The 21,956-nt window shown below is 63.4% G+C and carries 18 protein-coding genes; 15 read left to right on the top strand and 3 right to left on the bottom strand.

Annotation, left to right across the window (positions count from 1 at the left end):
- Positions 1–16: 16 nt before the first annotated feature.
- Both X773_RS64785 and erpA read right to left on the bottom strand, forming a co-directional pair.
- Positions 17–406, bottom strand: a complete 390-nt coding sequence (locus X773_RS64785; protein WP_023678936.1) for a VOC family protein — start codon at positions 404–406, stop codon at positions 17–19.
- Between the two features lie 2 nt (positions 407–408).
- The gene (gene erpA, locus X773_RS64780) at positions 409–756 is read right to left on the bottom strand and encodes an iron-sulfur cluster insertion protein ErpA (protein WP_031212336.1); all 348 of its coding nucleotides are present in this window, start codon (positions 754–756) and stop codon (positions 409–411) included.
- 73 nt (positions 757–829) lie between these two features.
- On the opposite strand from erpA, the gene X773_RS64775 reads away from it, so the two are divergent.
- The 13 genes from X773_RS64775 to X773_RS64715 all read left to right on the top strand — a co-directional run bounded on the left by X773_RS64775 (position 830) and on the right by X773_RS64715 (position 17,732).
- A complete protein-coding gene (locus X773_RS64775; protein WP_023678934.1) occupies positions 830–2,044 on the top strand; it encodes a deoxyguanosinetriphosphate triphosphohydrolase in 1,215 nt (404 codons plus the stop codon).
- Between the two features lie 61 nt (positions 2,045–2,105).
- A complete protein-coding gene (gene argS / locus X773_RS64770) occupies positions 2,106–3,863 on the top strand; it encodes an arginine--tRNA ligase (RefSeq protein ID WP_023678933.1) in 1,758 nt (585 codons plus the stop codon).
- A 2,714-nt stretch (positions 3,864–6,577) separates the two neighbouring features.
- Positions 6,578–7,693: an SPOR domain-containing protein gene (locus X773_RS79360; protein WP_348625940.1), complete on the top strand. Its 1,116-nt coding sequence runs from the start codon at positions 6,578–6,580 to the stop codon at positions 7,691–7,693.
- Between the two features lie 116 nt (positions 7,694–7,809).
- A complete protein-coding gene (gene nagZ, locus X773_RS64760) occupies positions 7,810–8,829 on the top strand; it encodes a beta-N-acetylhexosaminidase (RefSeq protein WP_023678932.1) in 1,020 nt (339 codons plus the stop codon).
- A gap of 58 nt (positions 8,830–8,887) precedes the next feature.
- Positions 8,888–9,688, top strand: coding sequence for a ScpA family protein (locus X773_RS64755; RefSeq protein ID WP_023678931.1), 801 nt, complete (start codon positions 8,888–8,890; stop codon positions 9,686–9,688).
- Complete coding sequence (gene scpB, locus X773_RS64750) at positions 9,685–10,464, top strand: SMC-Scp complex subunit ScpB (protein WP_023678930.1); 780 nt, start codon at positions 9,685–9,687, stop codon at positions 10,462–10,464. Before X773_RS64755 ends, scpB begins: the two co-directional genes overlap by 4 nt.
- Positions 10,465–10,642: 178 nt before the next feature.
- On the top strand, positions 10,643–10,864 hold the full coding sequence (locus X773_RS64745; RefSeq protein WP_023678929.1) for a twin-arginine translocase TatA/TatE family subunit: 222 nt from the start codon (positions 10,643–10,645) through the stop codon (positions 10,862–10,864).
- A gap of 45 nt (positions 10,865–10,909) precedes the next feature.
- On the top strand, positions 10,910–11,596 hold the full coding sequence (gene tatB, locus X773_RS64740; RefSeq protein WP_023678928.1) for a Sec-independent protein translocase protein TatB: 687 nt from the start codon (positions 10,910–10,912) through the stop codon (positions 11,594–11,596).
- Positions 11,593–12,456 carry a twin-arginine translocase subunit TatC gene (tatC, locus tag X773_RS64735; RefSeq protein ID WP_023678927.1) on the top strand — a complete coding sequence of 288 codons (864 nt, stop codon included), beginning with the start codon at positions 11,593–11,595 and terminating at the stop codon, positions 12,454–12,456. The genes tatB and tatC overlap by 4 nt, the downstream gene beginning before the upstream one ends.
- Before the next feature lie 315 nt (positions 12,457–12,771).
- Positions 12,772–14,208: a serine--tRNA ligase gene (serS, locus tag X773_RS64730; protein ID WP_023678926.1), complete on the top strand. Its 1,437-nt coding sequence runs from the start codon at positions 12,772–12,774 to the stop codon at positions 14,206–14,208.
- Positions 14,209–14,452: 244 nt separating this feature from the next.
- Positions 14,453–15,211: a 5'/3'-nucleotidase SurE gene (gene surE, locus X773_RS64725; RefSeq protein ID WP_023678925.1), complete on the top strand. Its 759-nt coding sequence runs from the start codon at positions 14,453–14,455 to the stop codon at positions 15,209–15,211.
- Positions 15,208–15,873: a protein-L-isoaspartate(D-aspartate) O-methyltransferase gene (locus tag X773_RS64720; protein ID WP_023678924.1), complete on the top strand. Its 666-nt coding sequence runs from the start codon at positions 15,208–15,210 to the stop codon at positions 15,871–15,873. Before surE ends, X773_RS64720 begins: the two co-directional genes overlap by 4 nt.
- A gap of 326 nt (positions 15,874–16,199) precedes the next feature.
- Complete coding sequence (locus tag X773_RS64715; RefSeq protein WP_023678923.1) at positions 16,200–17,732, top strand: peptidoglycan DD-metalloendopeptidase family protein; 1,533 nt, start codon at positions 16,200–16,202, stop codon at positions 17,730–17,732.
- Between the two features lie 96 nt (positions 17,733–17,828).
- On the opposite strand, the gene X773_RS64710 is transcribed toward X773_RS64715, so the two are convergent.
- Entirely contained in the window at positions 17,829–18,704 is an 876-nt protein-coding gene (locus X773_RS64710; protein ID WP_023678922.1) for an ATP-binding protein, read from the bottom strand.
- A gap of 293 nt (positions 18,705–18,997) precedes the next feature.
- On the opposite strand from X773_RS64710, the gene yajC reads away from it, so the two are divergent.
- Positions 18,998–19,339, top strand: coding sequence for a preprotein translocase subunit YajC (yajC, locus tag X773_RS64705; protein WP_023678921.1), 342 nt, complete (start codon positions 18,998–19,000; stop codon positions 19,337–19,339).
- Between the two features lie 51 nt (positions 19,340–19,390).
- Entirely contained in the window at positions 19,391–21,943 is a 2,553-nt protein-coding gene (gene secDF, locus X773_RS64700; protein WP_023678920.1) for a protein translocase subunit SecDF, read from the top strand.
- Positions 21,944–21,956 lie beyond the last annotated feature (13 nt).

The following is a 21,956-nucleotide window of genomic DNA, read 5'->3' as shown; positions in this document are numbered from 1 at the left end:
GCTGGTGGTCCGGAGACTAGCGATCCGGTGGATGACGTTCGACAAGGCCGATCGTATTGCCTGCCGGGTCCTTTAGGAAGGCCATCCATTCGCTTTCCCCCGCCTGGCCGAACAGGCCTTCGGTGTCGCGATGGACGAGCGCCGGCGGCGCGGTGAAGGGAACACCGGCGACCCTTGCCGAAGCGTGGAACTCGTCGAGGCCCGATATGTCGAGATAGACGGTGCCGGCAGGCAGGCCGTCGGTGAAAAGCAGGCGCACGTCACCGGCCATGATAAAGGCGATGCCTGGCGGATCGAAACGCGCATGCAGGTTCATGCCGAGCACCTCGCGCCAGAACGCCAGCGTCGCATCGAGGTCGCGCCCGGCGGAAAGCGCGACCTGACGGACCGCGCCGATGTCGGGCATTTCTAGATCGAGAAGCTGGTGCCGCAGCCGCAGGAGGCGACCGCATTGGGGTTTCTGATCTGGAACGACTGGCCCATCAGATCGTCGACGAAATCGATCACCGAGCCGCCCATATAGACCAGCGACAGGTCGTCGATCAGCACGGTGGCGCCGTCCTTCTCGATGGCGACGTCGTCGTCATTGCGCCTGTCGACCAGGTCGAACTTGTAGGAGAAGCCGGAACAGCCGCCGCCCTCGACCGAAACGCGCACGGCCGTCTTACCGGCTTCGCTCGCCACAATCTTGGCGATCCGCCTGGCGGCGGCGTCGGTCATCTCGACTTTCATGGCGGTCTTGGCATCAGCGCCCATGGGCGTCACCTTGCATTCGGTTTCGTATGATAGGTATGAAGCGCGACGGGGCAAGTCAACTGCGGCATACGCTATGACCAACGAGTTGGGCGACATCGGATTCGGCTATCGGCCGCGCGCGGCCTATGCCAGCGACCCGGCGAAGTCGCGCGGGCGGCTGTTCGACGAGGTGGAAAGCCCGACGCGCACGCCGTTCCAGCGCGACCGCGACCGCATCATCCATTCGACGGCGTTCCGCCGGCTGAAGCACAAGACGCAAGTGTTCGTCGCACACGAAGGCGACCATTACCGCACGAGGCTGACGCATTCGATCGAGGTCGCGCAAATCGCACGCGCTCTGGCGCGGGCGCTGCGCGGCGACGAGGACCTGGCCGAGGCGGTGGCCCTGGTGCACGACTTCGGCCACACGCCCTTCGGTCATACCGGCGAGGACGCGCTGAACGAGAAGATGGCCGCCTGGGGCGGCTTCGACCACAATGCGCAGTCGCTGCGTGTGGTGACGCGGCTGGAGCGGCGCTATGCCGAGTTCGATGGGCTGAACCTCACCTGGGAAACGCTGGAGGGGCTGGTCAAGCACAATGGCCCGCTGACCGATGCCAAGGGCAAAGGGCTGAAGGGGCCGGTGCCGCAGGCTATCCGCGACTATTCCGAACTGCACGACCTCGAGCTCGACCGCTTCGCTGGTATCGAGGCGCAGTGTGCGGCGATTGCCGACGACATCGCCTACAACACCCACGACATCGATGACGGCTTGAGGGCAGGGCTGTTGACGCTGGATATGCTGGAGGGCGTCTCGCTGCCGGGGTCGATCCTCAAGGGCGTGCGTCAGCGCTATCCGGCGCTCGATGACGTACGCACCGGCCACGAGCTGATGCGCCGGCAGATCACCATCATGGTCGAGGACGTGATCGTCTCGACGACGGCCAATCTGGCGCGCATCAAGCCCGACAGCGCCGAAGCGGTAAGGGCGGCCGGCGAGACGATGGTGAGCTTCTCCGCCGAGACGGCCGTATTGGAAAAGGAGCTGAAGGCCTTTCTCTACAAGCACCTCTACCGGCATGCGGAGGTCATGCGGGTGCGCGCCGATGCCGACCAGATCGTCAGGGACCTGTTCGACGTCTATTTCGCCGATCCGCGCGCTATGCCGGATGGCTGGCGCGAAGGGCTCGACCGGGCAGAGGACCGCGTCAAGGCGCGCAGTGCTGCCGATTTCCTGGCCGGCATGACGGACACTTATGCACTCAAGGAACACAGGCGTTTGTTTGACCATACGCCGGATTTGAGCTAGGGCGGGCGCGATTTTGCCGGCCAACGAGCCGGATCCCTGCAAAACCGTCAGAGCCACAGCAATGAACATCTTCGCCGATTTCAACGCGCGAATCATAAAGGCCGTCGAAGCGCTTGATTTGAAAGACAAGGATGGCGTGTCGCCGGACCTGTCGCGCATCGCCGTCGAGCCGCCGCGCGATGCCAGCCATGGCGATCTCGCGACCAACGCAGCCATGGTGTTGGCCAAGCCGACCGGCCAGAACCCGCGTGCGCTGGCCGAAAGGCTGGCCGAGGCGCTGCGCGCCGACGAGGATATCGCGGCCGCCGAGATCGCCGGCCCGGGCTTCGTCAATCTCAGGCTCAAGGACGGCTTCTGGCAGGCGCATCTGACGGCGCTGCTCGGCGAAGGCCGCAACTATGGCCGCTCGACTATCGGCGACGGCAAGAAAACCAATGTCGAATATGTCTCGGCCAACCCAACCGGCCCGATGCATGTCGGCCATTGCCGGGGTGCTGTAGTCGGCGACGCGCTGGCCAATCTGATGGCCTTCGCCGGTTACGACGTGACCAAGGAATACGTCATCAACGATGCCGGTTCGCAGATCGACGTGCTCGGACGCTCAGTCATGCTGCGCTACCGCGAAGCGCTCGGCGATGAGATCGGCGACATTCCGGCCGGGCTTTATCCAGGCGACTATCTGATCCCCGTTGGTCAGGCGCTGGCCAGCGAATTCGGCCGCTCCCTGCTGCAGATGCCGGACGAGGAGGCGCTTGCCATCGTCAAGGACAGGACGATCGACGCGATGATGGCGATGATCCGCGAGGATCTGGCGCTGCTCAACGTGCATCACGACGTCTTCTTCTCCGAGCGGACGCTGCATGCGAACAACGCCCGCAAGATACGCTCGGCGATCAGCGACCTGACGCTGAAGGGCCACATCTACAAGGGCAAGCTGCCGCCGCCCAAGGGCGAGAAGCCGGACGACTGGGAGGACCGCGAGCAGACGCTGTTCCGCTCGACCGCGGTCGGCGACGACATGGACCGGGCGCTGGTCAAGTCGGACGGCACCTTCACCTATTTCGCCGCCGATGTCGCCTACCTCAAGGACAAGGTCGATCGCGGCTTCGTCGACCTGATCTATGTGCTTGGCGCCGATCATGGCGGCTACGTGAAGCGGCTGGAAGCGCTTGCCCGGGCGATTGCCGGCGACGAGGTCAAGCTTACCGTGCTGCTTTGCCAGTTGGTGAGGCTGTTTCGCGCCGGCGATCCGGTGCGTATGTCGAAGCGGTCGGGCGAGTTCGTGACCTTGCGCGAAGTGGTCGAGGAGGTCGGCCGCGACCCGATCCGCTTCATGATGCTCTACCGCAAGAACGACGCGCCGCTCGACTTCGACTTCGCCAAGGTAACCGAGCAGTCGAAGGACAATCCGGTGTTCTACGTGCAGTATGCCTCGGCGCGCTGCCATTCGGTATTCCGGCAGGCGAGCGAGCAATTGGGCGAGGCCATGTTCGACCGCAACCAGCTGGCCGCCGAAGTGGCTTTGCTGACCGATGAGGGGGAGATCGGCCTGATCAGGAAGCTCGCCGAATATCCTCGGCTGATCGAAGCCGCGGCGCTCGCGCTCGAGCCCCACCGGCTGGCATTTTACCTCTACGAACTCGCTTCCAGCTTCCACGGACACTGGAACCGGGGCACCGATAATCCCGACTTACGTTTTGTTAAGGTTAACGACCGACAATTGACGCATGCCAGACTAGGGCTGGTGCAGGCTGTTTCGGACATTTTGACGTCCGGCCTGACGCTGATCGGAGCCAATGCGCCCACCGAAATGCGTTAGGTTTGAGTAAAAAACCTGTCACCTTTTGCCCACATTGCGCTGGTAAGGGCCAACCCTACGCGACGTCCATGGCGTCCGAATGAGTGCGAGTTCGGGAACAATAATGGCAGACAGAACCCATCTGAGAGCAGCCGACCACAACGACATCGCCAACGATGATCCGTTCGCGGAACTGACCAGGATCATGGGGTTCGACCCACGCCAGCCGGTCAAACCGCAAACGCCGGCCCAGCCGAAAACCGCTGCCGCCGAACCGTCGGTGGACGAGGGCGATTTCGAGATCGATCTCGAGAAGGAGTTGATGGGCGAATTCGGCGCCGACGCCAATGACAATGCTTCCCCTGCCAAGCTTCGCGAGCCGACACCCGAACCGGCCGCCGCCGACGAAATGGAGGACGCGCTTGCTGCCTCGTTCGAACAGGATTTCGCGTTCGACGACAGTGCGGCGGATGATGCTGCTCCTGTTGCGGCTACTCCTGTTGCCGCCGACGAAATTGCCTCCGCCCCCGAAAGGGCGTTCGCTCCCGCCGTCGAGCCGGAGCTCGACGACGAGTTCGATAACGCCGTCGCCGGCTCGCTCGAAGACGTGTCGCCGTTCGAGGACGACCTTTCGAGTGACGACGAACTTGCCGCCTCTGTCGACCAGGATTTTCGGCACGACGACGATGTGACGGCCAAGATCGCGGTGACCGGCGAGGATGAACCCAGGGCCGCAGCCGAGGCGATCGAGCCGGTCGACGAGCCCGCCTTCGACGATGAGTTCGACAACGCCGTGGCAAGTTCGCTCGAAGACGAGCTGATGCTCGAAGAGCATGAGCCGATGGAGCAGACCGTCGCCGTTGAAACCGCCGCGCAAGCGGCCGCGTTCGATGACGAGTTCGACGATGCCGTTGCAAGCTCGCTCGAAGACGAGCTGATGTTCGACGAGCATGAGCCGGCGGAAAACGTCGCCGCCCCGGCATCGCCGGTTGAGGCGGTTTCGGCCGATGAGGATCTTGCCGGCCATTTCGATGATGCCATGGCCGATGTCGACATGGACTTCGACGTTCGCCCGAACGAGCCTGCCGAAATCGAAGAACCAGAGTTTATCGAAGAGCAGTCGATCGAAGAGCCAGAGGCCGCCCGGCTTTCCGGCACGGCCGCTGAAGCGGCGTTCGACGACGATTTCGATCTGAGCTTCGACGATGCGCCTGCCGAGGAAGCCGAAGAGCCCGTGGCGCAGGTTGCGGCCGAACCAGCGGCGCCGGCCGCTGTCGTCCCGACGGCCCCAGTGGCTGAGGAACGCAGCCTGGAAGACGAACTGAACGCGCTGCTCGGTGCGATGAGCACACGGCCGGCACAACCGGTCAACGAACCTCAGACAAGCCCGCAGCCTGCCCAGAAGCCCGTGATGGCTGTTCAGCAGCCTATCGCGCCGGTAGTTCAGAAGCCAGCAGTGGCCGCTGAACAGCCAATGGCGGCGGTCAAAGACGTCGCCAACGAGCCGGTGCATGCTGTCGACGAGCTGGATTGGGAACTCGACGAGCACGAGCCCGCTGAGCCGCAGCAGTCCAGTGCCGCCGATGACGCCGATCTTGGCAGTGTCCTCCTCGATGAGCTTGAAGGCGAGGATTTCGGTGTTGAAGCCGCTGCCGGACCCGCGGATGATCTCGACAGCGATGCGCTCGATGCCGACTTCGCCAGGAATATCGGCCTGGATCATGACTCGGCCGACAAGAGTGCGGCAGCTGCTGCCGAAGAAGACCCGCTCGATGCGCTGAACTGGCTGACGACACGCGCCACACCGCCCGAGCCGGCCCGCTCGTGGAGCCGCGTGACACCGGTCGCACAGCCTCAGCCCGCTTTTGCAAGCCAGCCGGTGGCTTCGGCGCGTCCGGCACCACCGCCGCAGCCGGCTGCAACGCCGTCCTATCGGGCCGCACCGGTCGAAGAGAGGCCGTCCTATGAAGGCCAGGCATCCCGTGAAGATAGGTCATCCTATGAAGATCGGCCCGCCTACACGGAAGCTGCACCAAGCTCGCATCAACAGCCTTCCGCCTATGACGAGATGCCCGATGTCGAGACGGTCGACGTGCCCGAGCGCGTCGTGGCGCTGGCGGACGATCTCGACATTCCGGAGCTCAACTTCGACGATGACGAGCCGGTGGCGCCCGCCTACGACGATCTCGATGCCGATTTTGCCAGCCTTCTCACCGAAATGAATGCAACGGATATAGCGCCTGCCCCGGTGCGCAGCGCTGGCTATGACGATGAATACGATGCCGGCTTCGCGTCTGGCTATAAGCAGGATCGTAGCGAGACGCGCGCCTATGGCGCCAAGCCTGCGGAAGCCCCCGTCAGCGCGGCGGCCGCTTCCTATGCCGATGCAGCGGACGGTTTCGATCTGGGCCCATTGCCCGGTGGCCAGCCGGTTTCGCAGGCCGACGATTTCACCTTCGATGAGCTCGACTACGATCCCGAACTGGACGAGGAGATGTCGGTTCCGGGCCTTGCCGAACGCGGGGCCGAAAGGCAGCCGCGCAGGCGCGGGCTGCTGATAGGTGCGGTGGTCGGCGCCGTGGCGATCGCCGGAGGCCTTGGCGCCTTTGCGTTGACCCTCGGCGGCAAGAGCGGCGGCGATGCGCCGGTTATCGTCAAGGCCGACAACAGGCCGATCAAGATCAAGCCGGAAAATCCAGGCGGCACCGTCGTGCCGAACCAGGACAACAAGGTTTATGACGCTGTGGTCAAGGGCGCCAAGCCCGCCGAGCCGGTTCAGCAGAANGCCGAACCAGGACAACAAGGTTTATGACGCTGTGGTCAAGGGCGCCAAGCCCGCCGAGCCGGTTCAGCAGAAGCTGGTCACCAACACCGAAGAGCCCGTGGACCTGAAAGCCGACGAACCGGAGAGCCGCGTCGTCGATCTTTCGCCCAATGACCCCGATGCCGCAGACGACATCGACGCGCCCGGCACCGCGGCGTCCGACACCGACGGGTCTGGAACCAATGCGCCCGGCACTAACGCGTCTGACTCCAGCGCGCTTGGCGCCAGTGCGGCTGGCGCTGCCGAAACCGCCGCCGCACCGGCGCCCAAGTCCGAGGATCGCATCGCGCAGGTTCTGCAGGAGGCCGAGAAGGGTGCAACCCCCGAGATCGTCGCTGTTGCGCCGCGCAAGGTACGGACCATGGTCGTGAAACCTGACGGCTCGCTCGTGGCGCGCGAGGATCCGGCGCCCGCCGCCCCGCAGATGGCTGCTGCCGAGCCGGCCGATCCGGCGCCGCAGCACGTGGCTCCGGCCGCCCAGGCCGACGCCGCGGCGCAGACCGGCACCGTGCCCCTGATCGACCAATTGACAAGTGATCCGAAGATTGGCGACCAGCCGAGTGGCGACCAGGCGAGCGGCGATCAGGCCGAAACCTCCAAGCTGCAGCCGGCGCCCAAGCCCGACACAAAGGCTGAAGCCAAGCCGTCAGCCAGCAAGCAGTCCGCCAGCACCCCGGCCACGGTTCCGGTGGCGCCGCAGCGCCCGTCCGACCAGCCGGTCGACGTGGTCGGCGAGGTCAAGCCCGATCAGGTCGCTTCCATCGATCCGGCCGCGGCCGGCGCTGGTTCGTGGTCGATACAGATCGCTTCGCAGCCGACAGTCGAAAGCGCCCAGGCGACTTATCAGGATCTGCAGCGCCGCTACGGCAGCGTGCTTTCCGGCCGCACCGCCAACATCGTCAAGGCCGAGATTGCCGGCAAGGGCACCTTCTACCGCGTCCGCGTTCCGGCGCAGTCTCGCAACGAGGCGATCAAACTGTGCACCAGCTACAAGGCTGCCGGCGGCAATTGCTTCGTGTCCCACTAGGCACCAAAACCTCTCGAAAAGCCGGCGTCCGCGCCGGCTTTTTTGCGTGAACGGAAACCTCTGAAGGCAATTGCGGGCGATTCCCTTTGTCGGCGCGAAGCTCTAAACTGTTCCGCATGACCGAATCAAAATCCATGATCCTCGGCTGCGCCGGGAAATCACTGACCCGCGACGAGATCCGTTTCTATCGCAACGAATGCCCGTGGGGTTTCATCCTGTTTGCGCGCAATATCGGCGAGACCGAGCAGATCCGCGATCTGGTCGCCGCGATGCGCGACTGCGTCGGGCGTGCGGATGCGCCGGTGTTCATCGACCAGGAGGGCGGCCGGGTGCAGCGCCTGCGGCCGCCGCTGGCGCCGAACTATCCGGCTGCCGGTGCACTCGGCGCCTTGTGGCGCGACGACCATGACGCCGGCACCCGTGCCGCATGGCTGATGGCGCGGCTGCATGCCTTCGACCTGCTGCGCTACGGCATCACGGCGGATTGCCTGCCGGTGCTCGACGTGCCGATCGAGGGCGCCAGCGACGTCATCGGCGCGCGCGCCTATGGCAAGGAGCCGCGCGCCGTCATAGAATTGGGTCGCGCCGCGGCGGAAGGCCTGATGGCGGGCGGCGTGCTGCCGGTGATGAAACATATTCCCGGTCATGGAAGGGCCTTCGCCGATACGCATTTCGAACTGCCGACCGTCGACGCCTCGATCGGCGACCTGCAGCGGCATGATTTTGCCCCGTTCAGGGAGCTCAACCATTTGCCGATGGCGATGACGGCGCATGTCGTCTATAGCGCGATCGACCCGAAGAACCCGGCCACGACTTCCGGCAAGGTCATCGAAAAGATCATCCGAGGCGAAATCGGCTTCGACGGCCTGTTGATGAGCGACGACACCTCGATGAAGGCACTTTCTGGGGATTTCCCGTCAAAGGCGGCCGCTATCCTTGCGGCGGGCTGCGATCTGGTCCTTCACTGCAACGGCGTGTTCGAGGAGATGGCCGGCATTGCATCGCGCACGACCGGGCTGGAAGGCAAGTCGTTTGAGCGCGCGGAGCGGGCGCTGACCTATATCAGGAACCGTGACGTGGCGGACGAGACCGAGATTCGGGCCGAATTTGCCGGTTATTTCGACGCGGTGGCCTAGCATCAAAGGAAGCGAAGTGGCGGAAACATTGGACCTGAAGGCCGGCAAGGCCGCACCGATGGACCGCTTGTGGGCCGAGAACGACGATTCCCGGCTGACCGGCGATCCGGCGTTGGTCGTCGATGTGGCCGGCTTCGAAGGTCCGCTCGATCTTCTGCTGCATCTTGCCCGCAATCAGAAGGTCGACCTGTCGCGCATCTCGATCCTGGCGCTGGCCGAACAGTATCTGGCCTTCGTCGAGAAGGTGAGGGCGCTGAGACTGGAGCTTGCCGCCGACTATCTAGTGATGGCGGCGTGGCTGGCGTTTCTCAAGTCGAAGCTCCTGATCCCCAAGCAGCCCGGCGACGAAGGCGAAAGCGGCGAGGAACTGGCGGCAGTGCTGCAGTTCCGGCTGAAGCGGCTGGAGGCGATGCGCGACGCGGCGGCACGGCTGGTCAACCGCAACCGGCTCGGACGCGACGTGTTTGCACGCGGCATGCCGGAGATGGTGATCGTCGAGAAGCGCAATGCCTATTCGGCCTCGCTCTACGACCTGTTGACCGCCTATGCCCAGCAGCGCCAGAAGCAGGCAATAACCAATGTGACGATTGCCAGGCGCGGCGTGTGGTCGCTCAAGGATGCGCGCGACGTGCTGACCAGGCTGATCGGGTCGCTGCGCGACTGGACGGCGCTCGACAGTTTCCTGGTCGAATATCTGGCCGGCCCGGAAGAGCGGCGCACCGCGGTTGCCAGCTCGTTTGCGGCGACGCTGGAACTGGTGCGCGAAGGCAAGATGGAAATGCGGCAGGACCAGGTGTTCGCGCCGCTTTATCTGCGCGGCCGCGCCCAGGCCATCAAGATAGTCGAGGTAACACCATGAGCGAACGCGCCAACGCTTCGGTCATTCCGTTCAAGGTCGACGACGATGCCGAGCAAGGCGCGGTCGCCGAAAACCCGGCACAAAATCAGGGGCAGAATTTGTCGCGGAATCCTGGCGAGCGGCTGCATATGGCGGAGGCCGTACGGATGGCCGAGGCGATCGTATTCGCCAGCGCCGAGCCGGTCAGCGAAAAACAGCTCACTTCGCGACTGCCCGACGGCATCAACATTGCCGCGGCGATGGCCGACCTGCAGCAGATCTATGCGCGGCGCGGCGTCAATTTGGTGCGCGTCGGCGATGCCTGGGCGTTTCGCACCGCCGGCGACCTCGCCTTCCTGATGAGCCGTGACACGGTGCAGCAGCGCAAACTGTCCCGCGCTGCCCTCGAAGTGCTGGCGATCATCGCCTACCACCAGCCGGTAACGCGTGCCGAGATCGAGGACATCCGTGGCGTCGAGACGTCAAGGGGGACGCTCGACACGCTGATGGAGACCGAATGGGTGAGGATGCGCGGCCGGCGCCGCACGCCCGGCCGTCCCGTCACCTACGGCACGACCGACATTTTCCTCGACCATTTCGCACTGGAGGAGATACGCGATCTCCCCGGCATGGAGGAATTGAAGGGTGCGGGGCTGCTGTCCGGCCGCATGCCGTCGAATTTCTCGGTGCCGCTGCCGCCGGCCGACCCCGATGCGCTCACCGACGACGAGGATCCGCTGACCGACATCGACCTCGAAGAACTCGGCCTTTTGACGCCGCGCGTCACGGAAGATTGAGCCGAGCGCCATCTTAAAGCCACAGGCAGGATGGAACTGCGCCGATTGGTAGCGGGCCGCCGTGCCGAAAGTGCGTGACTTCGGCGACTCATTCATGAACTCTGTCGCAGTTCTGTTTGAATCCGAACCCGAAAGCGCATAGATCAGCGTCTGGGAAACCGTTCGAGAGAGATTTGCTATGGGTTCATTTTCGATTTGGCACTGGATGATCGTTCTGGTGATCGTGCTGCTGGTGTTCGGCCGCGGCAAGATCCCCGAGTTGATGGGCGACATGGCCAAGGGCATCAAGAGCTTCAAGAAGGGCATGGCGGACGACGAGACTGCCGAGGACAAGCGGACCGTCGAACACCGTTCCGACGAAACCGTTTCGGTACCGAAGGAAAAGGCCAGCAAAAGCTGAGCCCAAAACTTTAGTCGGCCAAAACTTGAGTCGGAACGTATAGCCATGTTCGAAGTCGGCTGGACCGAGATGCTGGTGATCGCGATTGTCATGATCGTGGTCGTCGGGCCCAAGGATTTGCCCAACATGCTGCGCACCTTCGGCCGCACGACGGCGAAGCTGCGGAGCATGGCGTCCGATTTCCAGCGGCAGTTCAACGATGCGTTGAAGGAAGCCGAGCTCGACGACGTCAAGAAGTCGGTCGATTCGCTGAGAAGCCTCAATCCGGCGGCCGAGATCAGGAAGCAGCTCAATCCATTCGAGCAGGCCGCCGCCGACGTCCGTTCCGGCGTCGACGCAGCGATGAAACCCAAGCCGGCCGTCGATGCCGCCGCTTCGACGGAGCAGGCGGCCGAGCCGCTTAAGAACGGCGCAACGACGATGCCGGGCGTCAGCCCGCCGGAGCCGACGCCGGCCACGCCGATCTTTCCGGCGATGACGGACGAGTCCGTCGTAGCGCCGGCAGTGCAGGCGCAAACGGCTGCAGCGGCCGTGCCGAAAAAAGCACCTGCGGCAAAGAAGAAGCCAGCGCCCGCGAAAGCCGCGGCCGCCGTCCCGGCCAAGCCGGCAAAGACTGCTGCGCCAAAGGCCGCCGCAAAAGCTGAGCAAAAAGCGCAGTTGTCAGCAGCGAAGAAGCCGGCGTCAGCAACGAAGAAGCCGGCCGCCAGGAAAACGGCGGGAGCCGCCAAGTGAGCGTTTCGGACAAGGAAAAGGACGAGATAGAAAAATCGTCGGCTCCGCTGATGGAGCACCTGATCGAGTTGCGCCGGCGGCTGATCTGGTCGATTGGCGGTTTTTTTGTTGCCTTCCTGGTCTGCTTCTTTTTCGCCAAGCGGCTGTTCAACCTTCTGGTCATTCCGTTCAGATGGGCGACCCAATGGGCCGGGCTCGACCCGCACAAGGTCGAGCTGATCTATACGGCGCCACAGGAGTTTTTCTTTACCCAGGTCAAGCTCGCCATGTTCGGCGGCATGGTCATCGCCTTTCCGCTGATCGCCACGCAGATCTACAAATTCATCGCGCCCGGCCTCTACAAAAACGAGCGCAACGCCTTCCTGCCGTTCCTGATCGCCTCGCCGATCCTGTTCCTGATGGGCGCATCGCTGGTCTATTTTTTCTTCACGCCGATGGTGATGTGGTTCTTCCTCGCCATGCAGCAGACCGGCACCAACGACCAGGTGCAGATTTCGCTGCTGCCGAAAGTGTCCGAATATCTCAGCCTGATCATGACGCTGATCTTCTCCTTCGGCCTGGTGTTTCAGCTGCCGGTGGTGACAAGCCTGATGACGCGGGTCGGCATGCTGTCGTCCACGGCCCTGGCCGAGAAGCGCAAATGGGCGATCGTCATCGCCTTTGTGGTGGCGGCGGTGCTGACACCGCCCGACCCGATGAGCCAGATCGGCCTCGCCATTCCGACGATCCTGCTCTACGAGGTCTCGATCTGGTCGGCCCGGCTGATCGAACGCAGCAAGGAGCGCGACCGTGTGGCCCGCGAAAAGCAGGACGCCACCGAAGAGGTGGCCGAAAAGCCGGCGGACGCGTCTTCGACCTAGGTTCGGTTGAAGCGGGCAGCATTTTTTTGCCGGCCATAGCAACTTTGTTCTTGCTTTGTGCCGGCAGCTATGCTACTAATTTCGTTATGGTGCCAATTGGCTCCAAAAACCCGCCTCCCGAGGCGGGTTTTTTGTTTCCAGGGTTCTTTCGATCGAACGTTGCGCGTGCTGCCTACCTGAGGTCGGCGCGAAGGAACTCTGCCTTGACGTCTTGTATCGATGCGGTTTACGCCCTCTGTCTTTGTTTTGGGCATGTCATTGTCCCAAAACCGCTGCGCACTTTTGGGCGACATGCCCTCTGAGGACGAACAGACCATGCTTGACATCAAATGGATTCGCGACAACCCGAAGGCCCTTGTCGAAGCGCTCCAGAAGCGCTCGTGGTCGGCTGAGGATGCGCAGTCCACGGTCGACGACCTGATCGCCGCGGATGAGGCGCGGCGCGAGCATCTGACCGAGCTGCAGACCAGGCAGGAACGCCGCAACGCCGCATCGAAGGAGATCGGCAATGCCATGCGCTCGGGCGATGCAGCTCTTGCCGAAAGGCTGAAGGCCGAGGTCGGCGAGATCAAGGCCTTCATCCAGAACGGCGAGGCGCGCGAGCGCGAGCTCGACAAGGCGCTGAACGACGCGCTGGCGGTGCTGCCCAATGTGCCGTTCGACGACGTGCCGGTCGGCAAGGACGAGCACGACAACGTCGTCAAGCGCGTCGTCGGCGAGGTGCCGACACGGCCGAATTGGGTGAAGGAGCATTTCGAGATCGGCGAAGCGCTCGGCATGATGGATTTCGAGCGTGCGGCAAAGCTTTCCGGCTCGCGCTTCACGGTGCTCAAGAGCGGACTGGCGCGGATGGAACGCGCGCTCGGCCAGTTCATGCTGGACCTGCACACGACCGAGCACGGTTATGAGGAGGTAAATCCTCCCCTATTGGTCAACGACGCCGCCATGCGGGGCACTGGACAGCTACCAAAATTCAAAGAGGACCTCTTTATCGGGGCGGACATTCCGGGGCGCTCGAGGCTGGGAAGAGAGGCTCTTGCTCAACACACAAAGGATAGCGATATCCAACGCCTACGTGAGGGCAAGATTTCTATCCTTGAGTTGGTGGACGAAGTTTACGAGCGTGCCGAAACACATGAGCAATTTTGGCTAATCCCAACCGCCGAAGTGCCGCTGACAAATCTCGTGCGCGAGGAAATCACGCCGCACGAAAAACTGCCGCTGCGCTATACTGCGCTGACGCCGTGCTTCCGCTCGGAAGCGGGCTCGGCGGGCCGCGATACGCGCGGCATGCTGCGCCAGCACCAGTTCTACAAGGTCGAGCTGGTGTCGATCACCGACCAGGAGACTTCGGTTGCCGAGCATGAGCGCATGACCGAATGCGCCGAGGAGGTGCTGAAGCGGCTCGGCCTGCCGTTCCGCACCGTGACGCTGTGCACCGGCGACATGGGCTTTGGCGCGCGCAAGACCTACGACATCGAGGTCTGGCTGTCCGGCCAGAATGCCTATCGCGAGATATCGTCGTGCTCGGTATGCGGCGATTTCCAGGCGCGGCGCATGGACGCCCGCTACAAGGACAAAGACGGCAAGGGCAACCGCTTCGTCCACACGCTGAACGGTTCCGGCACCGCCGTCGGCCGCGCTCTCATTGCCGTCATCGAAAATTACCAGAACGAGGACGGCAGCGTAACCATTCCTGAAGCGCTTCGGCCTTACATGGGCGGTCTCGCAAAGATCGAATCATCGAAGTGACAAGCTTGTCGGCCCCGCGTTCCTTCGCGCCCCCCTCTGTCCTGCCGGACATCTCCCCCTCAAGGGGGGAGATTGCGCCGTCATCACAGCTTTCGCCAACTGTTGGCGTAGCAAGGAAGGCGGCGGCTACGGAATTGCCGATCTCCCCCCTTGAGGGGGAGATGTCAAGCGGTGGAAAAGAGGGCAGGACAGAGGGGGGTATCGTAGAGCGCTGCCGTCAATCCAATTCTGCAAAGGCGGTCTCATGCGCATCCTTCTGACCAACGACGACGGCATCCATGCCGAGGGCCTTGCATCACTCGAACGCATCGCGCGCACGCTGTCGGACGACGTCTGGGTGGTGGCACCGGAACAGGATCAGTCCGGCTATGCGCATTCGCTGTCGATCTCGGAGCCGCTGCGGCTCAGGAAAATCGGCGAAAAGCACTTTGCGGTGCGCGGAACGCCGACCGACTGTGTCATCATGGGCGTGAAGAAGATCCTGCCCGAAGCGCCTGACCTGATCCTGTCCGGCGTCAATTCCGGCGCCAACATCGCCGACGACGTCACCTATTCGGGCACGGTCGCCGGCGCCATGGAAGGCGCGCTGCTCGGCGTGCGATCGATCGCCATCAGCCAGGCCTATTCCTATGTCGGCGAGGACCGCGTCGTTCCCTACGAGACGACCGAAGCGCTGGCGCCGGCCCTGCTCGAAAAGCTCGTCGCCATGCCGTTGCCGGACGGCGTGCTGCTCAACGTCAATTTTCCGAACTGTGCGCAGGAAGAGATCGCCGGAACTGTAGTCACTTCGCAGGGCAAGCTGGTCCACAGCCTGTGGGTCGACGAGCGGCGCGACGGGCGCGGCCTGCCTTACTACTGGCTGCGCTTCGGCCGCGAGCCGGTCGAGGGCAAGCAAGGCACCGACCTCCATGCCTTGCGCAATCGGCTGGTGTCGGTGACGCCGCTGCAGCTCGATCTCACCGCGCATGAAATCCGCGATCAACTGGCCAAGGCGCTCGCATGAACTTGAACCACGCTGCAACGGTCGACGAGCGCGAAGGTTTCGCTGCCTTCCTGCTTCGTCTGCGCGGCAGGGGGACGGTGCCGAAGGCGCTGATCGCCGCCTTCGAGGCGACGCCGCGGCGCGGCTTTCTGTCTCCGCATTTCCACCCGATAGCCTGGTCGGACCGTATGCTGCCGATCGAATGCGGCGAGGCCATCGAAGGCGCCGACCTGCAGGCGGCGGTGATCGCGGCACTTGCCATCGAGCCGGGCAACCGGGTGCTCGAGATCGGCACCGGGTCCGGCTACACGGCGGCGGTGATGTCGCGGCTTGCCGCGCGGATCGTCACCATCGACCGTTACAAGACGCTGGCCGAACAGGCCCGGCAGCGGCTCGAGGCGCTCGCCATCGGCAATGTCATCGTGCGCCAGGCGGACGGTTCCAACGGGCTGGCCAACGAAGCGCCGTTCGACCGCATCGTCGCCTGGGCGGCCTTCGACAGCCTGCCGCGCTTTCTCCTCGACCAATTGTCGAGCGGCGGCATCGTCATCGCGCCGATCGGACCCGACGAAGGCGAGCAGGTGCTGGCCAAGCTGACCAAGGTCGGCAGCCGCTTCGAACGCGAGGATATCGGCCTGGTGCGCCTGCAGCCGATCCTGCACGGTGTCGCCGCGGTGATCTAGGCTGTGTCGATATTCAGGTTAGGCCGGCCTGCAAATGGCGGCTTCCTCCACTTCCGGCCTTCGCCGGCCGAAGCATTCATAAGAGGTCGCGGCAGTTAAGGCTATGGCCGGCGTAGGCCGGTGCTCACGTACCCAAAAGTACGCTCCGCTCCGGTTCTCGGAACCCACCATTTTCGGCTCGGCCTGACCTGAATCTCGACACACCCGGCGCTCGATCCTCGAATATTTTAAGAAAATTTGCGTCTGATTCTACAAGTTTAACCGACCGGTAACATTAACGCGCTTTAATCACACTCAGTTGTACCGGGTCTGTGCGGGTTAGTGCGATGCAATTCAGTGTTTTGAAGGCAAACGGACGCAATCTGGCGCGTGGCTGCGCCGTCCTCATGATCGCAGGCGCTGCGACGGGGTGTAGTTCCCAGGTGGCGCGGTTCAACAGCGTCGATGACGTGTTCACCGCCTCGACCAACAACCAGCGCGCCATCATCGACAAGCAGGATGCTGCCCAGCCCTATCCGGGCGATGTTGCGGCCGCGCCGATCGACGGCAGCCACACCCAGTCGGTCAGCCGCTCAAGCCTCGAACCGGTTACGGGACAGCAGTTGCCACCGCCGGCTCCCGCCCTGGCACCCGCAGCCCGTCCGGTGCGTACCGCTGCCGCGCCGACCCTGGCGCCTGCCGCTCCTCGTGTCGACAGGACGGCAACCGGCACCGTCGCTCCGGCGGCAAGGCCGTTCAAGAACGCCGAGCCCGACGCGCCGCGCATGGCGACGGCCGCCGGCGCACCGCATGCAACCGAGATCGTCGTCAAGGACGGCGAGACCATTTCCGGCCTGTCACGGCGCTACGGCGTGCCGGCCGATGCCATCATGAAAGTAAACGGGCTGAGCGCGACCAAGGGGCTGAAGACCGGCCAGAAGCTCGTCATCCCGGCCTATGCGTATTCGAGCAACGGCGCCACGCCGAAAGTCGCCGACGCCAAGCCCGCGAACGGCACCAGGCACGACCAGCCGGCCGACGCGCCGGAGAAGGTGGCCGTGCTGCCGCAGCAGCCGAAGCTCAGGGAAGGCAAGTCTGCCGCGCAGGTGGACGCCTCGGCTGCCGCAAGCCAGCCGAAGGATGGAAAGACCGCGCCCAAAGTGGCTTCGGCGACGGCCAAGCCAGCCGGTGCTGGCGGCACCTACACGGTTCAGCAAGGCGATACGCTGTCGGCCATCGCCAGAAAGACCGGCGTCGGCGTCGTCGCGTTGAAGCAGGCGAACGGCATGCAGGATGGACTGCTCAAGATCGGCCAGACCCTGAAAGTGCCGGCAGGCGGAACCGCTGTCGTCGCCAGTGCGAAGCCGGCAAAGGTCGATCCGGTGACGACGGCCACCACCCAGCCGCCTGCCAAGGCCACGCCGACGCAGACGCTCGCCTCCTACACGCCGCCAAAGAAGGACGCGAAAGTCATCCAGCAGGCCGAGGACGACGATGCGGTGGCGCCGGACGCAACGGGCATCGGCAAGATGCGCTGGCCGGTGCGCGGCCGCGTGATCTCAAGCTTCGGCGGCGGCAAGGACGGCGTCGACATTGCCGTGCCCGAGGGGACGCCGGTCAAGGCAGCTGAAAACGGCGTCGTCATCTATGCCGGTGACGGCCTCAAGGAATTCGGCAACACGGTGCTGGTGCGGCACGAAAACGGTCTGGTCACTGTCTACGGCCACGCCAGCTCGATCGAGGTGCAGCGCGGCCAAAAGGTCAAGCGCGGCCAGGAAATCGCCCTGTCCGGCATGAGCGGCACCACCGACTCGCCGAAACTGCATTTCGAAGTGCGCAAGAACTCGGCGCCGGTCGATCCTTCGACCTATCTCGAATAGAAGACGAAAGCGATTTGCGGGCCACTTGACCTTCAGCCCGCCGAGGAAGTCCGCTCCGCAAGGTGCGGGCTTCTTCTGCTGTTAGTCCTTGAGCGGCTAATCCTTCAGCGATTTGCCGAGCCGGCCTGCCAGATCCTGGGTGAACTGCCAGGCGACGCGGCCCGAACGGCTGCCGCGCGTCGTCGCCCATTCCAGCGCCTCGGCGCGCAGCGTCTCGGGATCGATGGCGAGATCGTGATGGCGGACATAGCCTTCGATCATGTCGAGATATTCGTCCTGCGAACATTTGTGGAAGCCAAGCCACAGGCCGAAACGGTCCGACAGCGAAACCTTTTCCTCGACCGCTTCGGACGGATTGATCGCCGTCGAGCGCTCATTGTCGATCATGTCGCGCGGCAACAGATGCCGCCGGTTCGAGGTGGCGTAGAAGATGACGTTGGCCGGGCGGCCCTCGACGCCGCCTTCAAGCGCTGCCTTCAGCGATTTATAGGACGTGTCGTCATGGTCGAATGACAGGTCGTCGCAAAACAGGATGAAGCGGAAGGGTGCCGCCTTCAGCAGTCCCATCAGCTTCGGCAGCGTGTCGATGTCTTCGCGATGGATCTCGATAAGCTTGAGCGGCAGGTCGAGCTTGGCCGAAGCGTTGACCGCGGCGTGCACCGCCTTGACCAGCGACGATTTGCCCATGCCGCGCGCGCCCCACAACAGCACGTTGTTGGCGGCGTAGCCGGAGGCGAAGCGCTCGGTGTTGTCGACCAATATGTCGCGGACGCGGTCGACGCCGCGGATCAGGCCGATGTCGACGCGGTTGACCTTGCGCACCGGTTCCAGATAGCCGGGATCGGCCTGCCAGACGAAGCAATCGGCCTCGCCGAGGTTGGTTTGCGGCACCGGCGGCGGGGCGAGGCGGGCGACCGCCTCGATCAGGCGGTCGAGCTTCTGGCTCAGGATATCGATGGTACTGTCGGTCATCTCTTGTCTTTTTTGTTTCGCTTTCAGGATGGTGCGGCAGGCCAACCTACCTGATTTCAGCGGTTTCGAAACTCGTCCCAAGCATTTGTTCGGGCATGATCTTTTGCGGAAACCGAGCGTCGCTTTTGGGGATCACCCTCTAACACGGCTCACCAGGCTGGAAAAGCAGCCGATTTGCCCGGCCGCGCAGTTGCATTGGCAACGTTACCGACTATATTCCGGCCAAATTTGGCGGGGCCGTCAAATTCCCAGAACGGTTAAGGCGGCTGTTTTTAAAATTCAGGAGTACCTCGATGTTCGTGACACCGGCATACGCCCAAGGCATCGGCGGGGACTCGTCCGCAATGTTTATCCAGATCGTGCCGTTTGCTCTGATTTTCGTGATCATGTATTTTCTGATCATCCGGCCGCAGCGCACGCAGCTGAAGAAGCGCGGCGAGATGCTGGCGGCGGTTCGCCGCGGCGACACCGTTGTCACCGGTGGCGGCTTGGTCGGCAAGGTAACCAAGGTGATCGACGATAACGAGCTCGAGATCGACCTTGGCGGCGGCACCAAGGTGACGGCGCTGCGCTCGACGCTTGCCGACGTGCGCGTCAAGGGCGAGCCGGTGGCGAACCAGAACGCCAAGAAATAACCGAATTGTCGGCGGAACGATCCGCCAGTACGCCCTGACGGACGACGCCATATGCTCTATTTCTCGCGCTTCAAGATGATCCTGATCTGGCTGGCCGTGGCCGCCACGGTGGTCCTCGCTGCGCCCAATCTTTTCTCGGCAAGCACCTTGGCCCAACTGCCCAGTTGGGTGCCGAAGCGGCAGATGACGCTCGGCCTCGACCTGCAGGGCGGCTCGCATATCCTGCTCAGGATGGATCCGAACGATCTGATCAAGGACCAGCTGGAGACGACGCGCGACGAAATTCGAACGCTGCTGCGCAATGCCAAAGTCGGCTATACCGGCCTTTCCGGATCGGGCCGCAGCGTTCAGGTCCGCATCACCGATGCCAATCAGGTCGATGCCGCCAAGAATGCGTTGAAGACATTAACCGATCCGGTGCAAGCTGGCCTGTTCAGCGGCGGCTCCATCCGGGAAATGACGCTGGATGAATCCCAGCCCGGCCTGCTCAAGTTCACCGTCACCGATGCCGGCGTCAAATACCGCACCTCGGCGGCGCTGACGCAGTCGATCGAGGTCGTCGGTCGCCGCGTCAACGAGCTCGGCACCACCGAGCCGATCGTGCAAAGGCAGGGCGACGATCGCGTTCTGGTCCAGGTGCCGGGCCTGCAGGATCCGCAGCGGCTGAAGGAGATCCTCGGCCAGACCGCCAAGCTGACCTTCCAGATGGTCGACCAGTCGATGCCGGTGCAGGATGCGCTCAAGGGCCGCCCGCCGGCGGGGTCCTCGGTGCTCTATTCGCAGGACGATCCGCCCGTTCCCTATCTGATCGAGAACCGCGTCATCGTCTCGGGTGAAGACCTCGACAAAGCGAGTGCGACCTATAACTCCCAGACCAACGAGCCGGTGGTTTCGTTCACCTTCAATTCCAGGGGAGCGACGCGGTTCGGCCAGGCGACATCGCAGAATGTCGGCAAGCTGTTCGCCATCATCCTCGACAATCAGGTGATTTCGGCGCCGCAGATCCGCGAACCGATCCTTGGCGGCAGCGGCCAAATCTCGGGCAATTTTACTGCCGAGAGCGCCAACGACCTCGCCGTGCTGCTGCGTGCCGGCGCTTTGCCGGCGACGCTGACTGTGATCGAGGAGCGCACCGTGGGGCCTGGTCTCGGCCAGGATTCCATCCATGCCGGCAAGGTCGCGGGTATCATCGGGTCAATCCTGGTGGTGGCGTTCATGTTCGTCGCCTACGGTTTCCTCGGCTTCCTCGCCAACATCGCGCTGGCGGTGCATGTTGCGATGATCGTCGGGCTGCTGTCGCTGCTTGGAGCGACGCTGACCCTACCTGGTATCGCCGGTATCGTGCTGACCATCGGCATGGCGGTCGATTCGAACGTCCTCATCTATGAACGCATCCGCGAGGAGCGACGTGCCGGCCGCTCGGTCATTCAGGCGATCGATACCGGTTTCAGCAAGGCGCTGGCGACCATCGTCGATTCCAACGTGACCTCGCTGATCGCAACCGTGGTGCTGTTCTGGCTCGGAACCGGGCCGGTGAAGGGCTTTGCCGTCACCTATGCCATCGGCATCCTGACCACGGTCTTCACCGCCTTCACCTTCACCCGCCTGCTGGTGTCGATCTGGCTTCGCCGCGCCCGTCCGAAGGAGTTGCCGCGGGCGCCAGTGACGTTCATTCCACCCGGCACGAAAATTCCGTTCATGGGCATCCGCCGCTGGACGTTCACACTGTCCAGCGTGCTTTCGGTGCTGTCGGTCATCGGCTTCATGACCATCGACATCAATTACGGCATCGATTTCAAGGGCGGCTCACTGATCGAGGTGCAGTCCAAGGCCGGCAATGCCGATCTGGCCGACATCCGCGGCAGGCTGACGGAACTTAATATCGGCGAGGTGCAGGTTCAGCAGTTCGGCGAGCCGAACGACGTGCTGATCCGCGTCGGTACGCAGGAGGGCGGCGAGAACGCCGAGCAGACCGTCATCGACAAGGTGCGCGGCGAGCTGCAGGACCAGTATGATTTCCGCCGCGTCGAAGTGGTCGGGCCGACGGTCTCAGGCGAGCTTGCCAAGCAAGGCACCATTGCCATGCTGGTCGCTCTGCTCGGCATCCTGATCTATGTCTGGTTCCGCTTCGAATGGCAGTTCGCGGTCGGCGCCATCGTTGCGACCGTTCACGACGTGGTCATGACGATCGGCTTCTTCGTCATCACCGGCCTCGAATTCAACCAATCGTCGCTGGCGGCGATCCTCACTATCATCGGTTATTCGCTCAACGATACGATCGTCGTCTATGACCGCGTTCGCGAGGATCTGCGAAAATATAAGCGAATGCCGCTGCCGCAATTGCTGAACAACGCCATCAACGAGACGCTGTCGAGGACGACGCTGACCTCGGTGACGACGATCCTGGCGCTGCTGGCGCTGGTGCTGTTCGGCGGCGAGGTGATCCGCTCGTTCACCATGGCCATGCTGTTCGGCGTCGTGTTCGGCACCTATTCGTCGATCTTTATCGCCGCGCCACTGCTTATCCTGTTCAAGCTGCGGCCGCAGGCCACAGCGTCGGACGAGGAAAAGCCGGTGGGCGGCGGCAAAGCCATAGCCACCTGACGGCTTGCCTCAG

Origin of the sequence: Mesorhizobium sp. LSJC280B00 (assembly GCF_000502835.1) — a bacterium.
Classification (GTDB): domain Bacteria; phylum Pseudomonadota; class Alphaproteobacteria; order Rhizobiales; family Rhizobiaceae; genus Mesorhizobium.
Note: the sequence above shows the minus strand (reverse complement) of the source record. Positions and strands in the feature narration are given on the sequence as shown.

Coding starts and splice junctions, on each gene's coding strand:
- X773_RS64745 (WP_023678929.1), top strand. CDS start 10,643: ATGGGTTCATTTTCGATTTGGCACTGGATGATCGTTCTGGTGATCGTG.
- tatB (WP_023678928.1), top strand. CDS start 10,910: ATGTTCGAAGTCGGCTGGACCGAGATGCTGGTGATCGCGATTGTCATG.
- X773_RS64715 (WP_023678923.1), top strand. CDS start 16,200: ATGCAATTCAGTGTTTTGAAGGCAAACGGACGCAATCTGGCGCGTGGC.
- nagZ (WP_023678932.1), top strand. CDS start 7,810: ATGACCGAATCAAAATCCATGATCCTCGGCTGCGCCGGGAAATCACTG.
- serS (WP_023678926.1), top strand. CDS start 12,772: ATGCTTGACATCAAATGGATTCGCGACAACCCGAAGGCCCTTGTCGAA.
- X773_RS64775 (WP_023678934.1), top strand. CDS start 830: ATGACCAACGAGTTGGGCGACATCGGATTCGGCTATCGGCCGCGCGCG.
- yajC (WP_023678921.1), top strand. CDS start 18,998: ATGTTCGTGACACCGGCATACGCCCAAGGCATCGGCGGGGACTCGTCC.
- surE (WP_023678925.1), top strand. CDS start 14,453: ATGCGCATCCTTCTGACCAACGACGACGGCATCCATGCCGAGGGCCTT.
- X773_RS64720 (WP_023678924.1), top strand. CDS start 15,208: ATGAACTTGAACCACGCTGCAACGGTCGACGAGCGCGAAGGTTTCGCT.
- erpA (WP_031212336.1), bottom strand. CDS start 756: ATGGGCGCTGATGCCAAGACCGCCATGAAAGTCGAGATGACCGACGCC.
- X773_RS64710 (WP_023678922.1), bottom strand. CDS start 18,704: ATGACCGACAGTACCATCGATATCCTGAGCCAGAAGCTCGACCGCCTG.
- X773_RS64785 (WP_023678936.1), bottom strand. CDS start 406: ATGCCCGACATCGGCGCGGTCCGTCAGGTCGCGCTTTCCGCCGGGCGC.
- X773_RS64755 (WP_023678931.1), top strand. CDS start 8,888: ATGGACCGCTTGTGGGCCGAGAACGACGATTCCCGGCTGACCGGCGAT.
- argS (WP_023678933.1), top strand. CDS start 2,106: ATGAACATCTTCGCCGATTTCAACGCGCGAATCATAAAGGCCGTCGAA.
- secDF (WP_023678920.1), top strand. CDS start 19,391: ATGCTCTATTTCTCGCGCTTCAAGATGATCCTGATCTGGCTGGCCGTG.
- scpB (WP_023678930.1), top strand. CDS start 9,685: ATGAGCGAACGCGCCAACGCTTCGGTCATTCCGTTCAAGGTCGACGAC.